17 protein-coding genes are annotated in these 17,818 nt (G+C 35.4%); 2 read left to right on the forward strand and 15 right to left on the reverse strand.

Annotated features, from left to right (window positions below; translation table 11 throughout):
• The first annotated feature begins 6 nt into the window (after positions 1–6).
• On the forward strand, positions 7–1,863 hold the full coding sequence (locus MKZ11_RS24360; protein ID WP_340797172.1) for a peptidoglycan DD-metalloendopeptidase family protein: 1,857 nt from the start codon (positions 7–9) through the stop codon (positions 1,861–1,863).
• 14 nt (positions 1,864–1,877) lie between these two features.
• Positions 1,878–2,540 carry a hypothetical protein gene (locus MKZ11_RS24365; protein WP_340797173.1) on the forward strand — a complete coding sequence of 221 codons (663 nt, stop codon included), beginning with the start codon at positions 1,878–1,880 and terminating at the stop codon, positions 2,538–2,540.
• A 46-nt stretch (positions 2,541–2,586) separates the two neighbouring features.
• Here MKZ11_RS24365 and MKZ11_RS24370 read toward each other — a convergent pair whose 3' ends face one another.
• The 15 genes from MKZ11_RS24370 to MKZ11_RS24440 all read right to left on the reverse strand — a co-directional run bounded on the left by MKZ11_RS24370 (position 2,587) and on the right by MKZ11_RS24440 (position 17,771).
• Complete coding sequence (locus MKZ11_RS24370; RefSeq protein WP_340797174.1) at positions 2,587–3,357, reverse strand: hypothetical protein; 771 nt, start codon at positions 3,355–3,357, stop codon at positions 2,587–2,589.
• A gap of 12 nt (positions 3,358–3,369) precedes the next feature.
• Positions 3,370–4,635, reverse strand: a complete 1,266-nt coding sequence (locus MKZ11_RS24375; RefSeq protein WP_340797175.1) for a hypothetical protein — start codon at positions 4,633–4,635, stop codon at positions 3,370–3,372.
• A 96-nt stretch (positions 4,636–4,731) separates the two neighbouring features.
• Positions 4,732–5,025 carry a hypothetical protein gene (locus MKZ11_RS24380; RefSeq protein WP_340797176.1) on the reverse strand — a complete coding sequence of 98 codons (294 nt, stop codon included), beginning with the start codon at positions 5,023–5,025 and terminating at the stop codon, positions 4,732–4,734.
• 39 nt (positions 5,026–5,064) lie between these two features.
• A complete protein-coding gene (gene xerS, locus MKZ11_RS24385) occupies positions 5,065–6,201 on the reverse strand; it encodes a tyrosine recombinase XerS (protein ID WP_340797177.1) in 1,137 nt (378 codons plus the stop codon).
• An 854-nt stretch (positions 6,202–7,055) separates the two neighbouring features.
• Positions 7,056–8,318 (reverse strand): hypothetical protein, encoded by a 1,263-nt coding sequence (locus MKZ11_RS24390; protein WP_340797178.1) that lies wholly within the window; start codon positions 8,316–8,318, stop codon positions 7,056–7,058.
• A 1,349-nt stretch (positions 8,319–9,667) separates the two neighbouring features.
• A complete protein-coding gene (locus MKZ11_RS24395; protein ID WP_340797179.1) occupies positions 9,668–10,036 on the reverse strand; it encodes a hypothetical protein in 369 nt (122 codons plus the stop codon).
• A gap of 116 nt (positions 10,037–10,152) precedes the next feature.
• Positions 10,153–10,431 carry a hypothetical protein gene (locus tag MKZ11_RS24400; protein WP_340797180.1) on the reverse strand — a complete coding sequence of 93 codons (279 nt, stop codon included), beginning with the start codon at positions 10,429–10,431 and terminating at the stop codon, positions 10,153–10,155.
• Positions 10,428–10,802: a hypothetical protein gene (locus tag MKZ11_RS24405; RefSeq protein ID WP_340797181.1), complete on the reverse strand. Its 375-nt coding sequence runs from the start codon at positions 10,800–10,802 to the stop codon at positions 10,428–10,430. The genes MKZ11_RS24400 and MKZ11_RS24405 overlap by 4 nt, the downstream gene beginning before the upstream one ends.
• A 434-nt stretch (positions 10,803–11,236) precedes the next feature.
• Positions 11,237–11,506: a hypothetical protein gene (locus MKZ11_RS24410; RefSeq protein WP_340797182.1), complete on the reverse strand. Its 270-nt coding sequence runs from the start codon at positions 11,504–11,506 to the stop codon at positions 11,237–11,239.
• A 106-nt stretch (positions 11,507–11,612) separates the two neighbouring features.
• Positions 11,613–11,837 carry a DUF2187 family protein gene (locus tag MKZ11_RS24415; protein ID WP_340797183.1) on the reverse strand — a complete coding sequence of 75 codons (225 nt, stop codon included), beginning with the start codon at positions 11,835–11,837 and terminating at the stop codon, positions 11,613–11,615.
• A gap of 932 nt (positions 11,838–12,769) precedes the next feature.
• Positions 12,770–13,480 carry an AAA family ATPase gene (locus MKZ11_RS24420; RefSeq protein ID WP_340797184.1) on the reverse strand — a complete coding sequence of 237 codons (711 nt, stop codon included), beginning with the start codon at positions 13,478–13,480 and terminating at the stop codon, positions 12,770–12,772.
• 130 nt (positions 13,481–13,610) lie between these two features.
• Positions 13,611–14,426: a TraX family protein gene (locus MKZ11_RS24425; protein WP_340797185.1), complete on the reverse strand. Its 816-nt coding sequence runs from the start codon at positions 14,424–14,426 to the stop codon at positions 13,611–13,613.
• Positions 14,427–14,695: 269 nt separating this feature from the next.
• Positions 14,696–15,178 (reverse strand): hypothetical protein, encoded by a 483-nt coding sequence (locus MKZ11_RS24430; RefSeq protein WP_340797186.1) that lies wholly within the window; start codon positions 15,176–15,178, stop codon positions 14,696–14,698.
• A 270-nt stretch (positions 15,179–15,448) separates the two neighbouring features.
• Complete coding sequence (locus tag MKZ11_RS24435; protein ID WP_340797187.1) at positions 15,449–16,036, reverse strand: hypothetical protein; 588 nt, start codon at positions 16,034–16,036, stop codon at positions 15,449–15,451.
• A 247-nt stretch (positions 16,037–16,283) separates the two neighbouring features.
• Positions 16,284–17,771, reverse strand: coding sequence for a DNA cytosine methyltransferase (locus MKZ11_RS24440; RefSeq protein WP_340797188.1), 1,488 nt, complete (start codon positions 17,769–17,771; stop codon positions 16,284–16,286).
• Positions 17,772–17,818 lie beyond the last annotated feature (47 nt).

A 17,818-nucleotide genomic window follows, 5' to 3' on the forward strand; every position in this document is an offset into this window, starting at 1 on the left:
TGGAAAATGCCCAATAACCAAGACGAGCAACAAGAAAATATAGTAGAAAAACAAGGAAAAAAGCTTATTAGGGATAAGGCGGTGAAAGTTGGAAAAAAGATAGGGAAGGCGGCAGTCAAAGTAGCCGCTAAAGCGATCCTCGCCGCCGGTAAAGCACTCATATCTTTACTGGTATGGATTGGCATTCCTTATCTGTTATTACTGGGCGGAATTATGGTTGCGGTTTTTATGATATATATCGCTACAGCTATGTTTTTTGGTGGTGATCCAGAAAATCTTGATGAAGAAGGTCGGGGAATACAAAGATATATCATTGAAGCTGCTGACAAAACGGTGGATATGACAAGACCAGAACAAATACCGTACAGAGTACCGCCCGAATTGCTAATAGCGGCAGCGCAAATTTATGACTCCGGAGCTATAAAGACATACAATGCAATCACAGATTTGGCCGAGGCATTACGACCAATCTTTGAATATGAAACTCATAAAGGAGAAACAGAAACTATAACTAGGACGTGTACTATAGACGGAGGATGTACCGAGTCAACCGAGATAACGAAGTACGAGGTTGAATTATTGGTAAGAGTAGATGCTTGGGATAGGATCGTAACTACTAAAGTTCTAAGTGAAAAAACTCCGTGGGAGACAGCATCACGTTCAGGCGGTACAACTGAAGATGGCGAGACAATTACAATAGACGTCAGAAGCCAATCAGACTTTTTCTGGACAGAAGATACAATTTTGATGGATTATACTTTGTATGATAGAGAACTATCAAGTAAGCCATTTGAATATGAACTAGAAAGTAAGTTATCTGTGGAAGCCATTTATGAAATTACCGGTGGAGAAATTTACTATACTGAATGGCTGAATGGAAACTCTCTAGCGGGCTTTGATGGTACGATTATTCCTGGTTCCGGAATTCCGCTTGAGTACATGCAGTATTACCTTGAAGCTGAAAAGAAATATGGAGTTGATTGGTACTATCTTGCCGCAATTCATTTTACGGAAACAGGTTTTTCAACACATCCAACGATGCTATCCAGTGTAGGTGCGGAAGGTCACATGCAATTTATGCCGTGTACCTGGTTAGGATGGAACTATCCTGGCTGTAAAGGGGGATTAGGCGGTACAAGTATACCTGATTCAGTTAAGCATGATCCTGCCGCTATTAAGAAATATGGCGGGTATGGGGTTGATGCTGATGGGGATGGCAAAGCAGATCCATGGAATGTTAAGGATGCAATATTCTCAACAGCAAATTATTTGAGTAAAAGTGGCTTTTCATCTAACATCGATAAGGCTATTCGAAATTACAATCATTCAGACGTCTATGTCTCTAATATCAAGAAAAAAGCCGACGAATATAAAAACACCGCTCAATATGTACCAGATGGTGGTTCAGTTCCGAATTTAGCGCCTGGTTCATTTATGAGGCCTGCAAATGGTAGATTTTCTTCTCCATATGGTCCGAGAAGTTTGGGTTCTAAAAGCTATCACTATGGGGTTGATATAGCTAACTCTGCAAATACACCCATAGTTGCTGCAGCTGACGGTGTTGTTGTCAAAGTTCATACAGGATGCCCACAGCAAGGACATATTGAAAGTAAGTGTGGAGGCGGATGGGGTAATCATGTACGAATACAACACAATGTTCAAGGGAAAATATATGAAGCAGTTTATGCTCATTTTACCAAAACCGCTGTTTCAAATGGTCAACCTGTGCAACAAGGTCAGTTAATCGGGAATATGGGAATGTCAGGAAGAGTAACTGGTGTCCATTTGCATTTCGAACTATATAATGGGATGCGAAATGGTTACACAAACGTCCTCAATCCAGCGCAATATATTCCATTGTAAGGAGGTAATCTTGAGTGCGGATTAATAAAAGAATTGTCATCGGTTTAGTGATAATTTTTGTTATAATAGGACTCTCGCTTTTGTTCATATGGAAGCTTCAAGCTCCAAAACCAGAAGCGAAAATGACAAAGGTTGTCGAAGTTGAAATTGATAGAGAAATTGCAGTCCTGTCCGGTAAGGAGGATGTTTACTTAAAAGTCGATTCGTTTATTAGAGAACGAATACCAGCATTAGACATCTTCATGGAGTTTGATTTAGATGATGAAAAAGAAGAACCTCCGACAAATGAAAAGTTGTGTAAAGAATTCTTTAATATGTTCTATGCAGCTGTTAAAACTCAAGATATGGACCTCTTCGCTTCTGTTCTTTCGGGTGATTCCATACAAGAAGTATGGGAGGGTGAAATACTCATTGAAAAACGGATTGAGAAAATGGATAACTTTCTCGATACTGTTAGCCGAGCAGGTAAACTCTCTTCGATTCACTACCAATTCAAAATGGACAAGAACGACTTACAAACCGACAACGGAACCTTATACATGATTTATGAAGATGGTGTCGAAGTTCCGATACCATTTGAACTTGTATTGATCGGAGACATTGAAGATGAAGAACGATACTATCAGTTCTCTAATACAATAAAAGAAATAAAACAACAACTTCATCAATACAACTAACTAAACAGCACACTACCGCATTTGAAAGATGCGATAGTGTGCTGTTTTATTCTTTATAATAAACTTCAAACTTCATTTGACTCCAAGAGTTAAATTTTCGAATAATCGTCGATTTACCAGGAACTCGTTTCATTTTTGCTAATTCCATCCACTCTGTTTGTGTAGGTGGTTTTGTGGGGAAATAATATTTAATGATTTTCTTGATTTCTTCTGTAGACCACGATGTAATAAGCCCGGTTTTTTCACGTATGATATCTGGACCCAACCGATTCATGAAAACGAAATGTTTAGGCAGCTGCTGAGTTTCAGCAAACATGTCCCAATCTCCAACACTGGTATAATGCGTTTTATATTCATCTAAAATTATATGAAGTTCGTTGTCTGAGTACTTTTCAGGGCGGCCTACTTTTAAATCGTCTTTCAAATCAAGTAATTCCTTTTTAAATCCATTCCAACTACCAAAGTATGAAATGATCGTCTGTGAATGGGGGAGAGCATTGTCTTTACTGTATTCATTCCATTTATTGACGGAAGTAATGTGTTCTTCATTTCCTTTTAAAAGAGTTAAAAGTTCCATCTTCGAATTTGTTTTATTCACTACTTTATCATCTTGAAGCGGGATTTTTAGATAGTCATTTAATTCAAGTGATAATTCTTTTTTCAGGGCATTCCAGCTACCAAAGTGCGAAATAAGCGTTTGGGAGTGCGGGAGTGCATTATCTTTACTGTATTGATTCCAATTTCTGACGTTCGTAATATGTTTTTCATGTCCTTTCAGTATTGTCAAAAGTTCATTCTTTGTGTAACTTTTTTTCAAATCAAACCACCCTTATTTTACATTTTTGAACCATGTATTTGACCAATTCTTTCCGATGTTTTTAAAGTACGCAAGATGATTTTCAACATCGGCGGCATAAATTGGTGAAAATACATCGACATGTCGGATATTACTAATCGCGTTATTATATAACCTTTCTGAACTTACAGGATTGGGTAGGAAGGGTAGAAAAACAATCGGTATTAAATACAATACAACATGAGCATTACGATTCCATTTTTCTAAGATTTCATGTTCTGCAATGGAATTAAATAGTACAGGAACATCAGGGCTGTTGATATTAAAGGTCTTCAATAATTTTGTGTTTTTAATCACCATTTGTGCTCTTTCGACCATATCACTACTGCCAACCCACATGGGTACTTTCTCGAACTGGATAGAAGGTTTAATCCTTGCTTCTGTCCATTCCCAAAGGAAATCTATTGGCATGGCAGGTACATGAAAACCATCTCTGTCATTTTCATTTTCTGTGAAACCACGAACGTTGTATTTTTGATACTCTAGGATTGCATCGTATGGATTCATTTGATTGTATTCAGCGCATGGAGAAGCAAATGTCGGTAAAGGATTCGGGAATAGAACGTACCATTGTTCTTCAGTTTCATCATAGCCAAATAGCCAGTCTCGGTCATCTTTAATTGATGCTACTGCTCGGTTCAACTTTGCAAGAATCACTTCTGCAGATGCAAAATCGACATTTGATTCATCATTTTCACGATTGATTTGTTCTTCATACAGATGAAAATATTCAAGTGGTTTGGCATGATGCTTAAACTTTTTCAACAGTGGCTTTAATGTAGAATCATCTCTGTACGTATTACGCAAAGATCCTTTATCTTCAAGTGTAGTAGAACGACGATATTGAGTTACAATCATGAAAATAAGAATTAAAGGGAAAAACAGAATAAAGGCAGCAAAACCTAATAACCTTTTTCCTAACTGACTACCCCCAACTACCATCAATGAGCATCCTACTACAACTAGAATAAATGATCCTAACGCAATGAAGAGTGCTAGAAAAAAGAGGACGGCTGATACGTTGATCAGTGTCATGATGGCAAGATCATCATTAATTAGACCGAAGCGTTCTGCAAGTGAGACAAAACCGAACTTGCTGGCCAACGGATAAAAAATAGAATCCCATTTCCACACCATAAAAATAACAAGTAGTAATCCAGAAAGGCCAGCTAATCCTAATTCCTTTTGTCTATCGTATTGCTGTTTAGCACCAAGAAGCCATAGAAAGTCCGTGTACATATATTTACCCCCATCCAATAATTATACTTATTTAAATATAACATTATAGTATAAATGTATCGAATATTGGGAAGAAAGTCAAGAATGTAGACCAGATTAATTGGATGTATGTTCAGTAACGATAAAGTCTTTAAATTCCGAATCACTTAGGAACCCAATTTGATAATAAATATTTGCAGTTTCTAGATCTAATTTGAAAGGGTTTTCTTTGTCTAATAAATTTGCTTTTACAGAATCAAATTGTTTTTTATGAATTAAAACGATTTGGTTCTCTGGGCTAGGGATTTTAAATTCTGGCACTTCTATTTTTGTATAATCACTTTTTAATTCATAGAATTTGTCATCGTCCAAAGTTACGTAAATTGTGTGTGTATTAAAGGGGATTTTCATATCAATTTCTCCTTTTCTTTATCTTATTTACACTTGAATTTAATTATTTGTAAACCCATCTTTTGTTGTATCCACTTCATCTCTATCCATTAATTTGAGTATTTCACGTTGTTCTTCTTGAGATAGATTAGTATATAAAGCAGTTGTTTCTATTGTCTCATGTCCTAATTGATCTCGAAGCGCCACTAGGCTCCCGCCTTCATTAATCCATTGAAGCGCAAACGAATGCCGTAATTTGTGGGGGCTTAGACGTTTACCAACTAGATAAGCCTGTGAATACTTTCCTACCAAAGTTTGAATTGTTTTAACTGCAATAGAATTTGCTTGTCCAGCGTAACGAGTCAAAAATACATATTGATTCTTAGAGTCGGGTTTATATATTGACTCTCTTTCATTAAGATAGTTTATCAACTCTTCCATGGAGGAGGGGGTAATGCTGACTGTATCAGCTTCGTTACCTTTTCTCAGTACACTAATATCACCTTTACGTGAGTCGATGTCAGGCAATAACAAACCGGCTAATTCATTAACACGAATACCGCTTCCTTGGAATAAAGCGATAATGGCGACATCACGCAAACGATCACGTTTAAAGCGTGATAAAAGACGGGGAGACAGAGTTTTTTCATATTCATATTTAACAAAATTAAGTAATCCGTCCATTTCATTTTTATCTAAAATCTGATTACTAATCCTCTTTGCACGATGGGCAGCAGATTCGGATTTTTTCGGAGTTTTTATCTTTGCTAAAACATTTCGATGAAAATAGCATTCTCCATCATCATCTTCACTTTCAGTTGTAAGGTAATTAAAAAGGGATTTAAGTGACTGGATAAAGCGAGAAACACTAGCTTTAGAGCGATCAACAAATACATCTTTTCTTTGTTCAACCTTTTCCATCATCAGCATTTCAATAAAGTATTCAACCTCTTTTTTTTTAAGGGATTCTAGAACGGTGAAGGGGATATCCTTATTGTCCTTAGCATCTGTCAAGCCTTCCATCCGCAGCCAATCGAAGAACTTCTTATAATCATGCAAGTAACCGCTTATCGTCGTAGGAGAGAGGCTGGCACGTCTCTTAGCACGGACAAAATCTGTAACATAGAAGGGTAGGTGTTCAATAGCTTGTTCAATATGTCGTTCTGCTGAAATTGTCTTTCTTGTTGGAGCTGGCAATGATGGTCCTCCTTTATCAAATATCTCATTTTATTAGAAGAATTTTTTGTTATTAAAATTGCTTTTAAAGCGTGAAGATAAAATTTGTTAACTTAGAATTAAGGTCATCGCAGGATAAAAACCTACAGCATAAAAGACGATTCCTGATACGTATATCTGGGGGAACGAAGTATCATTATTCCTGGATTTAAAGTATCGATTCATTAAATAAACAATGATAGGAAAGGCAAATACCCAACTTAATCCTACAAATAATTCAATATTACTCATATAAATTGCCCTCCATTCTTCTCAATGTGATAGTTCTAATTTGAAAGGGTTTTACAAGAAGCAATTTCATGTTTTTAACTCCTTGAAATAGAATCCGCCTCTATTTCCTGTTCAAGAATTATGACATAGTTGTTCATAATCGCCTCGAAAGTTATATAGACAAAGCCAATTAGAACTATATTGTACATGCAAGAAGCAACTCCCCCAATTCTTAGTCATCGTGAAGAGGTTATAAATCGCACTTAATTTGTTCCTTTTCGCAAATGAATCCATCTATAAAAATTATGTGTCATGTACTTATTCCGCTATTCTGAAAAAATGCAATTGTTCGCTCCGATAATCTATATGTATTTCTTCAATTATCCACGAAATATATTTTCCCATCCATCTCCAAGCTTCCTGAATCCCAACAGGTTAAGATACCAACTAAAAGGGGTTTTCTTTTCTTTTTTAACCCTTGCAGCCATCAAGTTTGTTGAAAGCATATCTCCTATGATCAATATTAGGCAGGACCAGTAAGAGTATCATAATTTGAAATGAATATATTGCCACTATAAAAAGCTCTTCGAACCCGAACACATCATTCACCTCGTTTCTTTACTGGTGTTTTCATTGAACTCTGTTGTTGCAAACGCATCCCAGTACCAAAAATCGAATTTAGGTTTCAGTGATGAAAAATGTTTTATCTTAAATTCACGATTTTGGTGATATGATTCCATGCTTTCAGACATGCCAAAAACTTCTATGATCGTCGATGGTTTTGTGTCCACCAGTATGCCATCTGGTACATACCCAGCCCAGTCTGGATTTTCACTCGTCAGGGGCCTTATCACTGCACGTTGGGAATCGCACAATTGATTGTACAGCTGCCGTTCATATGAACTTTCAATAGGGGCGCCATAGTCATTAATAGGTACTAAAGCAAAACTCAAAAATCTTGGCGTTTTGTCGTATCCAGGACTCTCAACAAAACCTCCTGCAATATATGGACCTGGCATTTGCCGAATTGCGGTATATGCTTTTTGGAACAAGTGGGCAGGTACGTCTAATTGGCGGAAAGTATCGGATTTAGGGCTCCTTAACGATAGCCGGTATGTTTCGTCGTTCTTCTGGATACCATCATCGGCTAATAGTAGCATAGTGAAGGCGGCACTTTTTTGACCTGTATTCTTAGCGATCAGTGCAACCTTGCCTTCTTTTTCTCCTTTATAGAGGAGTTCTTGAATCGTGAAGGTTTTGTTTGTATAACCCCTTGTCGTATGAGTTGTTAAGCGTTCAAAAAGTGTGGTCACATCGTTTTTTGGGTAGGGCGATTTCTTGTAATAAGAAAACTGGATAATGTCGTTCCATGCCTCTGTAATCATCCTTTTCATTGCAGCAAAAACACTGGGCTTATAGGTAGATGTTCCATTGGCATTGCTAGAAGGAAGGGGAGTACCATCTGGATTGGACTTGGGTTTCTTTTGCTTTAAGCCCTTTTCTAATTGGAAATCTTGTGTATCGAACTTGATTTCAATTTTGCCATCGTTCCTCTTTACAAACCCTTTTTCATATCCCGAATTGGATGGAATATATACTCCTTCTTCACGTTTATAATGACAGGTGATGCTATGCTGGTCCTTATCCTTTGATTTAATGTAGAAGAAATCATGAACACTATTATGGATAGGGATCATTATAGGGCGAAGTATCATACAAGAGCAGAATAATTCAAGTTGACCTTCATGATATAACTTTCGAATAGGTCTTAATTTGTTGTTTTTAGCGGTAGAATCTAGTGAAAAATAATGGTCGTGCGTCATGTGTTCTGTATGGCCGTTGCTATTTTTAAAAATAAATGAATGCAATTGGAATTCCTCCTTATATCGGTAAAAGAACAAAATGAACCTTTTATAGTTTACTGGGTTTTAATAGTGGAAAACAAAGATATTCTCACCTTTTGGACTTTTATGTCTTTCGTTTAGGATAAGAAAGTATGTACATACATTTCATGCTAAAGACAAAAAACTATGTACTTTACATTATTGAATGAAGCTTTCCAAGATTGATAAATGTTCTTTATGCGTGTAGAAGGACATCAAAGTTAGGACGATGTCGATGTATCACAAGTCTGTTAGTAGAAGCTATTGTACAGTGACAGTCCTAACTTTGGTGTCCTTAGTTGGAAGACATGAAAGTTGGGACTGTTTTAAAGTAGAGACAGGCAAGTTAGGACAGCTTGTGAGAAAGCCTAGGGATTCATGTACAGGCTATCCTATTCTTAATACAAAATTGCTGTAGAGTCCGCTGGAAAGTCATTTTTAATAACAGTCCTAACTTTGATGTCCTTGTACAATGCGATTGAAAGGTCGTGCGTAAATGTTCTTTTCAAATACCTATTATGCGCTAAATCTAATTTAAGTGCACAATAGCTTTGACCTTGTTGAATTTAATCAAAAGGAGAGAATGGCTATGGAAGGCCGAACTGTATGAGTTAACATTTAAACCTTCTTTCGTTAACTGCATATACAGTACTAAATGAATTCCAAAGCCGTGGCTTTCATAGTAATTCTTTATATTATCTAAAATGGAAGGGGAGTTGTCTAATATCGGACCTAGCAATGGCCGTGCACTAAGCGACAAATTGTTAGCATGAATTTCTCTAATGAGGGTTTTCCTTCAACCTATTTGGCTATTTAGCAGTTATAGCCAGTGGTAAATTAAAGAAGTACATACTTTGGTGTCATTATTTCAGGACAAGAAAGTATGTACATTTCATGCACCAAACAAAAAAACATGTACTATATAAATGGAAAATCCGAGCTGTACATAATTTCTTGTCCCTCTAAAAACCTAGGGCACGTAATAGTGGGTACCGCCTGTCATATAAATTTCGTTAAAAACTTGTTACTTTTTTAGTGAGAATAGGTATATTTGAATTGTTAAGACCTAATTCTTCAATCTGTTTATCAATATTAAACTCATCTCCGAAAACGTGAAGTGTATTTCCTCTTATTATCATTCGATTTCCGAATTCGTCTTTGAAAGAATAGAAATCGGAATGAAAGTTAAGAGTTCCATCTTTTACAATGTAAATATAGGTTGCAACAGGTGTAAAATGCACTAATAATGTAGTCGTAAAAAGGTCTCCTTCCTATTTTTCGCTAGTATCCTTTATACCCACGTTTGTCATTTCACCTCCTTATCTTTGGTATTTTCATTTTTTAAACAAGGTTATACCGCCTTTTTGTTGTTTAGAAAGAGTAACAGTTATATTTCGTTTTTCTTCCTCAAACCTCATTCTTAATTTAGCAAGTCCAAGTTCATACTCTAAATAATTTTTGTGTTGTTCTTCTGTGAATACATGAAATTGAATGATTTCATTTGTTGATATTGCTGTATATCCATCAGTAGTAGTGTTCCGACGATCAACATGTAAATACTTATTCGGTTCTAAAGACGTCTCTATTGATTTTAGTAAGTCGTCAAATTCACTTTGAACGAAATCTGGTGAGTCTGTAGCTACGGTTTCTGTAAATCTTTCTTTATTATCATTCTGTATAAATACAATCTTGTACTTTACCAAATTGACGAATCTCCTTTTAATAAAAGTAATAGTTAAGTGTTTCTTGTCCATGTACATAATTATACCATGCCTTCTGTAATTAATACATCTTTGCACTAAACTTGAATTTAGCGCAATTAAGGAGACGGACAAATATTTTTGTTATTAAGTTCTTTAAGTAAGACTTCCATCCCCTCTTTACTTAAATAAATGCCAGGTAGAATTTCAGATACATTTTCGGAAGTAATTCCTGTTACCAAACAAGTTAGGACTCGCTTCTTGAAAGTAATAGCATTTTCAGTGGCAATAAATTCTATTGTTGTTTTATCTTTAATTCCTATTTGTTTTAAAATATGTGGGGGTATAATAATTTTACCTTTCTGATTCACACGTATAACTTTTCCTGTATGCTTCATGACAATTCCCCCTTACTTAAGCAGCGCTGCCAAAAGTATTCAAATGCTTCCTCTAAATTGTTATCCCTAACAAACTCGGCATAAGCAAATAGTTGTTCTGGCACTTGCCTATCATTTTGTAAATGTAAAATTAAGCAGTCTAAGCACTTTATCTTGCCCGAATCATCATCTTCAGCAATTACTAAGTGGTTTGTTTTTTTTTCTTCGAATCGAGTTTTACTCATTAATTCATCTATTTGTGAAACGAATGATAAAATAAACTCCAATTCCCCCCAATCTATTTCCACTGCAGATCCAGCATGGAAATGTTTTTGAAGTGCCTGTTTCTCCAAGTCTCTTTTGATGGACTTTAAATAATTCAGTTTATTCATTTTCCCCACTCCTTTATTTTGATCAAGTATTTTATTCACTTGATGTATTGCTTATTTAATGACTAAAGAACAAAATAGTAATACCCCTGAACTAACCTTGGCAAGTTTGTTCTGACGGAAGACTTTGCTTATATCGACGAACTATCCAGAAGTGTTAAATATGCTGTGTGAAAAGTTAAAAGCTTGATTAACACGTTCAATGATTTTGTAGATGATTTGAATATTGTTAGCCGAGTTGAATTAGATTATAAATCCGTAATAAAGCAAAAACAGTTGCAATTAATCCGATGAATCTAAGCAGCTTCGACCTGGCAATTGATAAGATGCGCCAAACGAAAAATACTCAATACAAAAATTAAAATGAAAAACACATTCATTCTTTTCACCCTTTCTTTAGTTTTATATCATAATGTTATATTATAAATGGTATAGAGTCAAGTGAGATAGAGTGGCGTTGTTCTTAGTTTCCATTCTTCTTGGAAGAGTATATATTCTTCCTCCAACCATTCAAGTAACCGTTTTACAAGATTTAACTCAAACTGTCTTCGATAGAATTTAAAGAAACGATTCGGGAATTTTATCTTGATTGGTTCGTTTATTTTGATTTTTAATGCATATTTTTCCGGGAATGGTGTGATGTACGGTTGATATGGATTATGAATTGCAAACCAATACTTATTGTGCCGAATATAAATTGGGTACAATTCACGTCTTTCTAAAAGAAACTTAAGAAAGACACTCTCTTCTATACAAACAGTTAATTCAAATACGCTTGTATTAATATTCTCATTTATTTCAATATGCCACATATTAGTTCACCACTCGATAATTTTTATGATTGACCACTGTTAGTTCAGTTTCGATATTCAAGAACTTTTGATCCTCAATTTCCATTTTTGCGATTACGGATTGTTCTAGAACCTGCTCAATTATGTCAACTATTTTTTGGGGTTTTTTAATAAATTCTATTTCTTTTCCACATGTCGCATCATTATAAGCTTTATGAATTTCTTTCGTTTTAGTTGCCCATGTCATCTTAAATCCCCCTTATTTTTAACAAAAAAACCCTGAATGCACGCGAATAGTCCGCGTTCATTCAGGGTAATCCTGTTTATTTATACAATACATATTTTATCATCAATGATTTGTTACTACTATAAGATATAAGCCCATTATACATTATAATTACCTCTAAGGGACATTAAAAGTATGAGTACCGCCCTCTACCAATGAACCTTAATACACTACATTCTCCTGGAGTAGCTATATCGAATTTGAAAAAAGAAAAAAATCTCTGTTAGATAAGACTTTCCTCTCGATATAATAAGTTAAAATACGAAACCTAATTGTTCGTTTGAATTTAGTTGCAAATGATACTTACTTTCTTCTTTAACGGTATTCTTTCGATTTTTGAAAAAAACCTCCGCTATTTTGTTCCCAATCGCTTGGAAGATACCCCCGTCTACCGATTGGCCAATCATCTCATACGACCTAATTTTAGAAATGCAAGCTGCTCAACAAGAAATTTATGAGAACAATCAAAAACGATCAGAGTATGTCATTCTTCAAGAAGACTATAAAAAAGAACGAGACCTCATTCACAAAGACGTGCAAGAAATTGAAGATTTGAAAAGTAAATTGAGATTTCTTGTTGCAGGTAATGATGCAAGAAAAAGAAACTTAGACGTAATGTTCGAACTTGGAGCAGAAAGAAAACAAGAAGTAGCAGCTTTAATTGATCCAGACCTTTCAGTTTTCAATACTAAACTTTCTAAAGTTGAAGAAACAAACCGAAAAATCAGAGAAAATAATAAGAAGATGGAAGTTGAAAAATCCCTGACTTCCAAGAAACTTCTGTATGATAGTCTCACGGATAAGATAGATGCAATTGAAGATGAAAAACAAACAATGATGAAAGAAGCTAAATTCCCTGTGGAAAATTTTTCGTTTGATGAATCAGGTGTGCTCTATAATGGCGTTCCATTCAAGCAGTGTTCAACTGCAGAACGGCTAAGAGTTTCTATGGCAATGGCGATGTCACTAAATCCTGAACTTAAAGTTATTCGTATTATGGATGGTAGCTTGTTGGATTCAGCTAAAATATCCGAAGCTTGAGTTTCTTCTAAAGGAAGTCCGTCTAATAAAACTGGAAGAGAATCAGATAGTAATTTCAAATTTTTAAGTTCTCTGTTTACAAGAGTCCTTTCATCATAAACCATCTTCTTTTCTTCATCCAATTCAGAAGGATTTTTTGGAAGCTTCACCATATCCAATAAGATTTCAAGCTGTTTTTTATTATCCAAGTTAGAAAAAGAAAGTGGATCAAATGATAATTTTCCGACCAAGTTATTCATCATTGATTGAGGGCTTGAGAAAACAGTTCCATCTTTACTTTCGACTTTCAACGTGGATTTATCATTGCTGGTCCATTTCCTTGTTGCAATTATATCACCTAAATCTAAGGTAACAAAAGCGCTTTCTTCACCATCTCGAATTGCACGAGTTGTGTTTGACCCCTTAGTTGCGTCAGCTCCACCAAGTGCTAACCAAATGCTATCTAAAACAGATGATTTGCCTTGACCATTTTTCCCACTGATAACTTGCAAAGTTCCGTTTGGAACAATCTCCACAGCTTTTAGACCTTTTACATTTTCTGCAACTAACTTGATAATTTTCATTTTGATCTCCTCCAAATAATGGGATTATTATTACTTAGAGGATTATATCTAGTGATTTCAAAACGTAAACTAAATAAAAAAAGAGCAGCTTTACGCTACTCCCTTTTAGTACAGGATTCAACAAAAAATATCACTCAGTAATAAAAGTTGAAGGACCTGTTAGGTAATACCCTATCACATACAAGATTATGATATGTACTGGATAGAAAATATAAAAGAAATATTTCATCCCTGCGCCTTTTTTATTATTATACAATAAAATAAGTGGCAAGGACGCTATCATCATCCATTGAAAACTAGGAAATGCAAAAACTAGTGTGTTCCAACCGTTGATAAGGTGTCCCCATTTGTAAGATGCACAGAAAAAACCTATAGAAAAGAGAGCATACACCATTACAATATTTATCTTGCTATTTAGAACCTTATAAAGTAATACTCCCATAACAATAGGCAAGGGACCACCTTCTACCAATACAATATTACCCAGTATAGAACCCCAAATATGACCATTGGCTACTGGCGTATTAAAATTAGGGAATCCAATTACATCAGCTAAAAATACAGAAAGAATAAAGGTTACTACTTGCCATATACAAAAATATAAGACCAATTTTGTTTGTCTTTTTTCAAGTAAAGTCAAGATTAAGGCTATAAGAAATAATGGAGCAAAGAAATTTGTAGTTAAATCCTCTATACTAAGACCTCTAAAAATATAATTAATCAGTAAGTTAATAAAAGCCATTCCCAAACTAAACAAATATAGACGTGTCAAGTAGCTTCTTCGGTTAGATGTATATTGAAAGCCTATCACGAGTGTGAAAATAAAAATTGGGACAGCAATTCGTCCAATCCAGCGAAACCATTCGGGAGTACCTGGAATAAAAAAACCAATATGGTCAAAAGCCATAGCAATTAAAGCTATCACTTTTAATGTAGTTGTACTCATATCATCAAATTCTCCCTAATTTTAAGATTACGTTATCAAACACTGTTGTCTTCCATTAGGTATTCATCTAACAAATCAATGGTTAAATGAAAATGTTGAGAGCAGACTACTTAGGAACCAGATCAAACAGGATGATTCCTAAGATTGAGCGCAATCAAGTTTTTCGCTTGTTCTAAAAAGCATAAACCCAAATTACTAGAAAAGCAACATTCTAATTAAACACAGTTAGAATTATAAAAAGGGTATGAGAAACTCACACCCTTTTATAATTATTGGATATATCCTTCAAATTTACTAGGCCAAGCAGCTTGAATGTAATAATTTGCTGACTTATCCAATGTAAGTGGTATAGTTGCCTCCCCACCAGGTACGATAGTTACCCCCATTCTCAAAGAATCCACAAGTAATTTTTTTTCTTTGAATTCAAAATTTAAATTTTTAGTGCTGCTAGTGTTCTTTACATATATTACAACTGAACTTTTACCTGTGAAAAGATAATCTGAATATAATATATTATTATTTGCTGCTCCACCAAAAGGATACTTACCTTTGGTACTTAGATTCCAAACACTTGTTGGGTATGACGTTGAAAAAGGAGTTATCTCCCCAGTTGCTGGCTGTCCGGGAGCTACTTCTGTTAAGCCTACATTTTCATGTTTTTCAGAATCTCCGTTTTCTTCTGCACTAGCAAAAGTATTCACTGAGAAGACAAATAAAGTAGATAGAAACATTACTGTTAAAAATTTCTTCAATTTCATCACTCTCTTCTTTTTTTTTAAGTACACACTTATCATAGATTACAATTATGGAAAATGCAACCTTTTCATCCAAATTTCGAGCATTAAAAGCAATAAAAACACTTTTGCTTATGTATTTATGCTATTTTCTAGCAAAATTTATCGAAATGTTGCTTTTTCCATTTACAAAGTATGCATCTGAAAACTTGGAGAAAAATCCATGCTTAAATGATGACTATACATTTCACATGAAAAAGGATAATTATTAATAAAAAAAGAAGCAGCCTAAGCTACTTCCACCTTTTGGGTTATCCCTTTTCTTGTGATGTATACGCCAGTCGCCCCTCTTGAACCTGTTAGCGAAAGAGTCGATGAATCCACTTTAACTTTATCGGTGACCATTGTGATTGTAGTATCTGTTTCCAGCGTTACCATATCAACGAGATCTTGTTTAAGATTGTACGAATTCTTCAAGAACTTTCTATTTCCTAAGAAGGCTTCCAAGTTTATTTTGGAAATACGATTGTTAGAATACACAGCAAGGATGAATTTATATTTTTCGTCTAGAATCGAATAGGAAGAAATTTGAACACTCCTATTGTCTATTAAAGCTGGAAGATAAGTTCCTAAGCTCGTGGCTCTAGTCTCTTCAATATCTTTCGAATGGACTTTATAGCAAATTCTGTCTGTTCCAAAGACAAGAATTTCTGAACGATTATCTGTTTCAAAAGTCTTTGAGACTTTGTCTCCTGGTTTGAGGTTAGGTTCTTGTTGTCCACGGAATTTATAGACATACCCCTGTTCAGTCAAATATAGAGTTATTGGGTAATTAGGTACTTCTTCAGAAAGATCAAGGTGGATTCGTTCTCCCACTTCAAGAATTTCAGTTCTCCGAGCTTTTCCATATTTATCTTTTGTTTCTTTAAGGCCTTACAGTTCGAACATGAATATGCTAGTCAATGATCTTCCAAAAGTTCTTGGTGTGTGGAATGTTATTACTGAATGGATTAAATGGAGAAGAACTTGCATCGAAAAAGGACTCGTCCACGATATTAAGAAGATGAGTTTGAAAAAAGAAAAAAATCTCTGTTAGATAAGACTTTCCTCTCGATATAATAAGTTAAAATACGAAACCTAATTGTTCGTTTGAATTTAGTTGCAAATGATACTTACTTTCTTCTTTAACGGTATTCTTTCGATTTTTGAAAAAAACCTCCGCTATTTTGTTCCCAATCGCTTGGAAGATACCCCCGTCTACCGATTGGCCAATCATCTCATACGACCTAATTTTACCTATATTTTCTGTTAAGGAAAACCAAGCGGGTACACGGAAAATCTTCATCAATTCTTGTATTGTAAGAAATCGAAATGATTTTCTATCATCCGACAATACGTACGAATTTGATGCAGTCTGACTCGTATAGCGTTTTGGAATACATTGCAGCTCAGTTGCATCGCTAGCAACAAAAGTCTTTTCTAGGCTGCGATCTTTCCAGGAACCACCATTTTTACCACGGTCGTTGAAGTTCTTCTTCCAACTATCGACAGACTTCCATTCATAATTTTGCGCATCTGACTTATTGAAAAACTCCCGTAACTTTTTACGTCGAGGAGATTTTGGTGGTTTCGGAAATTCAAAAGCTAAGAAATCTTCTTTTGAGCGAAAAGCGCATGCATAACCTCTTTTCCTCCTGGCGATAGAAGTAAATTCATGACTTTCTAATGTCTTTTCGGACCAGTAAGGATAATCCTCTTTCAATAACGCTTGTAAGCGTCTGTAACTATCGCTTTTGTACCACTGAGGGACATTTTCAAAAAATACAATTCGACTCTCTGCAGTTCTAATAATTTCACTTGCAGCAAGTATTAAGTCATTCATGACCCCTTCTAATCCGTGACCTAGAGAACTTGATTCATTACATGGTAATGTTGCAAGTGTTATATCTGCTTTAGGTAAAGTAGAAACGTCACGAAGATCTCCATTAAACAAATAGCTACTTGGGAAGTTATGTGTAAACACTTCTGCGCTATCATCTTCTAACTCTATGGCACCAACGCTTGTAAATGCACCTGTTTCTTCAAAGGCTGCTGTACCAAACCCTGCACCTGCACAAACAGATAGTACAGAAATTCGATTATCGGTTGCTTTCACGAACGTTTCCTTTTCGAATAGATTGAACACCAGTGGTCGAATTACCACTTTGCTTTCTAAGTTTTGGCAGTTTCGATAGACGCTTATTTCTACTTTCTGGCGGACACGAATAATTGATTTATATCGGTTACTAGCTGTATCTACCAGTGGTTGAACATAAGGTGAATCTCCATTGCCGACTTTCCGTCCACTCACTGATACTTGCGTATCCTCAATAGAGATTGGTTGCGTCTGAATAGTGATTTCCTTCGTGACCTCGTCCATGGACACATAAAGAATTTGGCCTTTTTCAAAGCCAGCACGCCTGCATACAAGCGATTGCAACCATACTCTCGGGGTTTCTGGATCATTCTTACTGGATACCGTATACACCTTTTTTAGTAACAATTCCATACCTTCATTTACTTGATTTTTATTACTATTAATTTGTTCCTCTCGTTCCGCTGTACAATTCATATAAATAACACCCTTCCCAAAAGTTTTGTATCTATTACTTTCGTGTG

The organism is Sporosarcina sp. FSL K6-1508 (genome assembly GCF_038007465.1).
In the GTDB taxonomy this organism is placed as follows: Bacteria; Bacillota; Bacilli; order Bacillales_A; family Planococcaceae; genus Sporosarcina; species Sporosarcina psychrophila_B.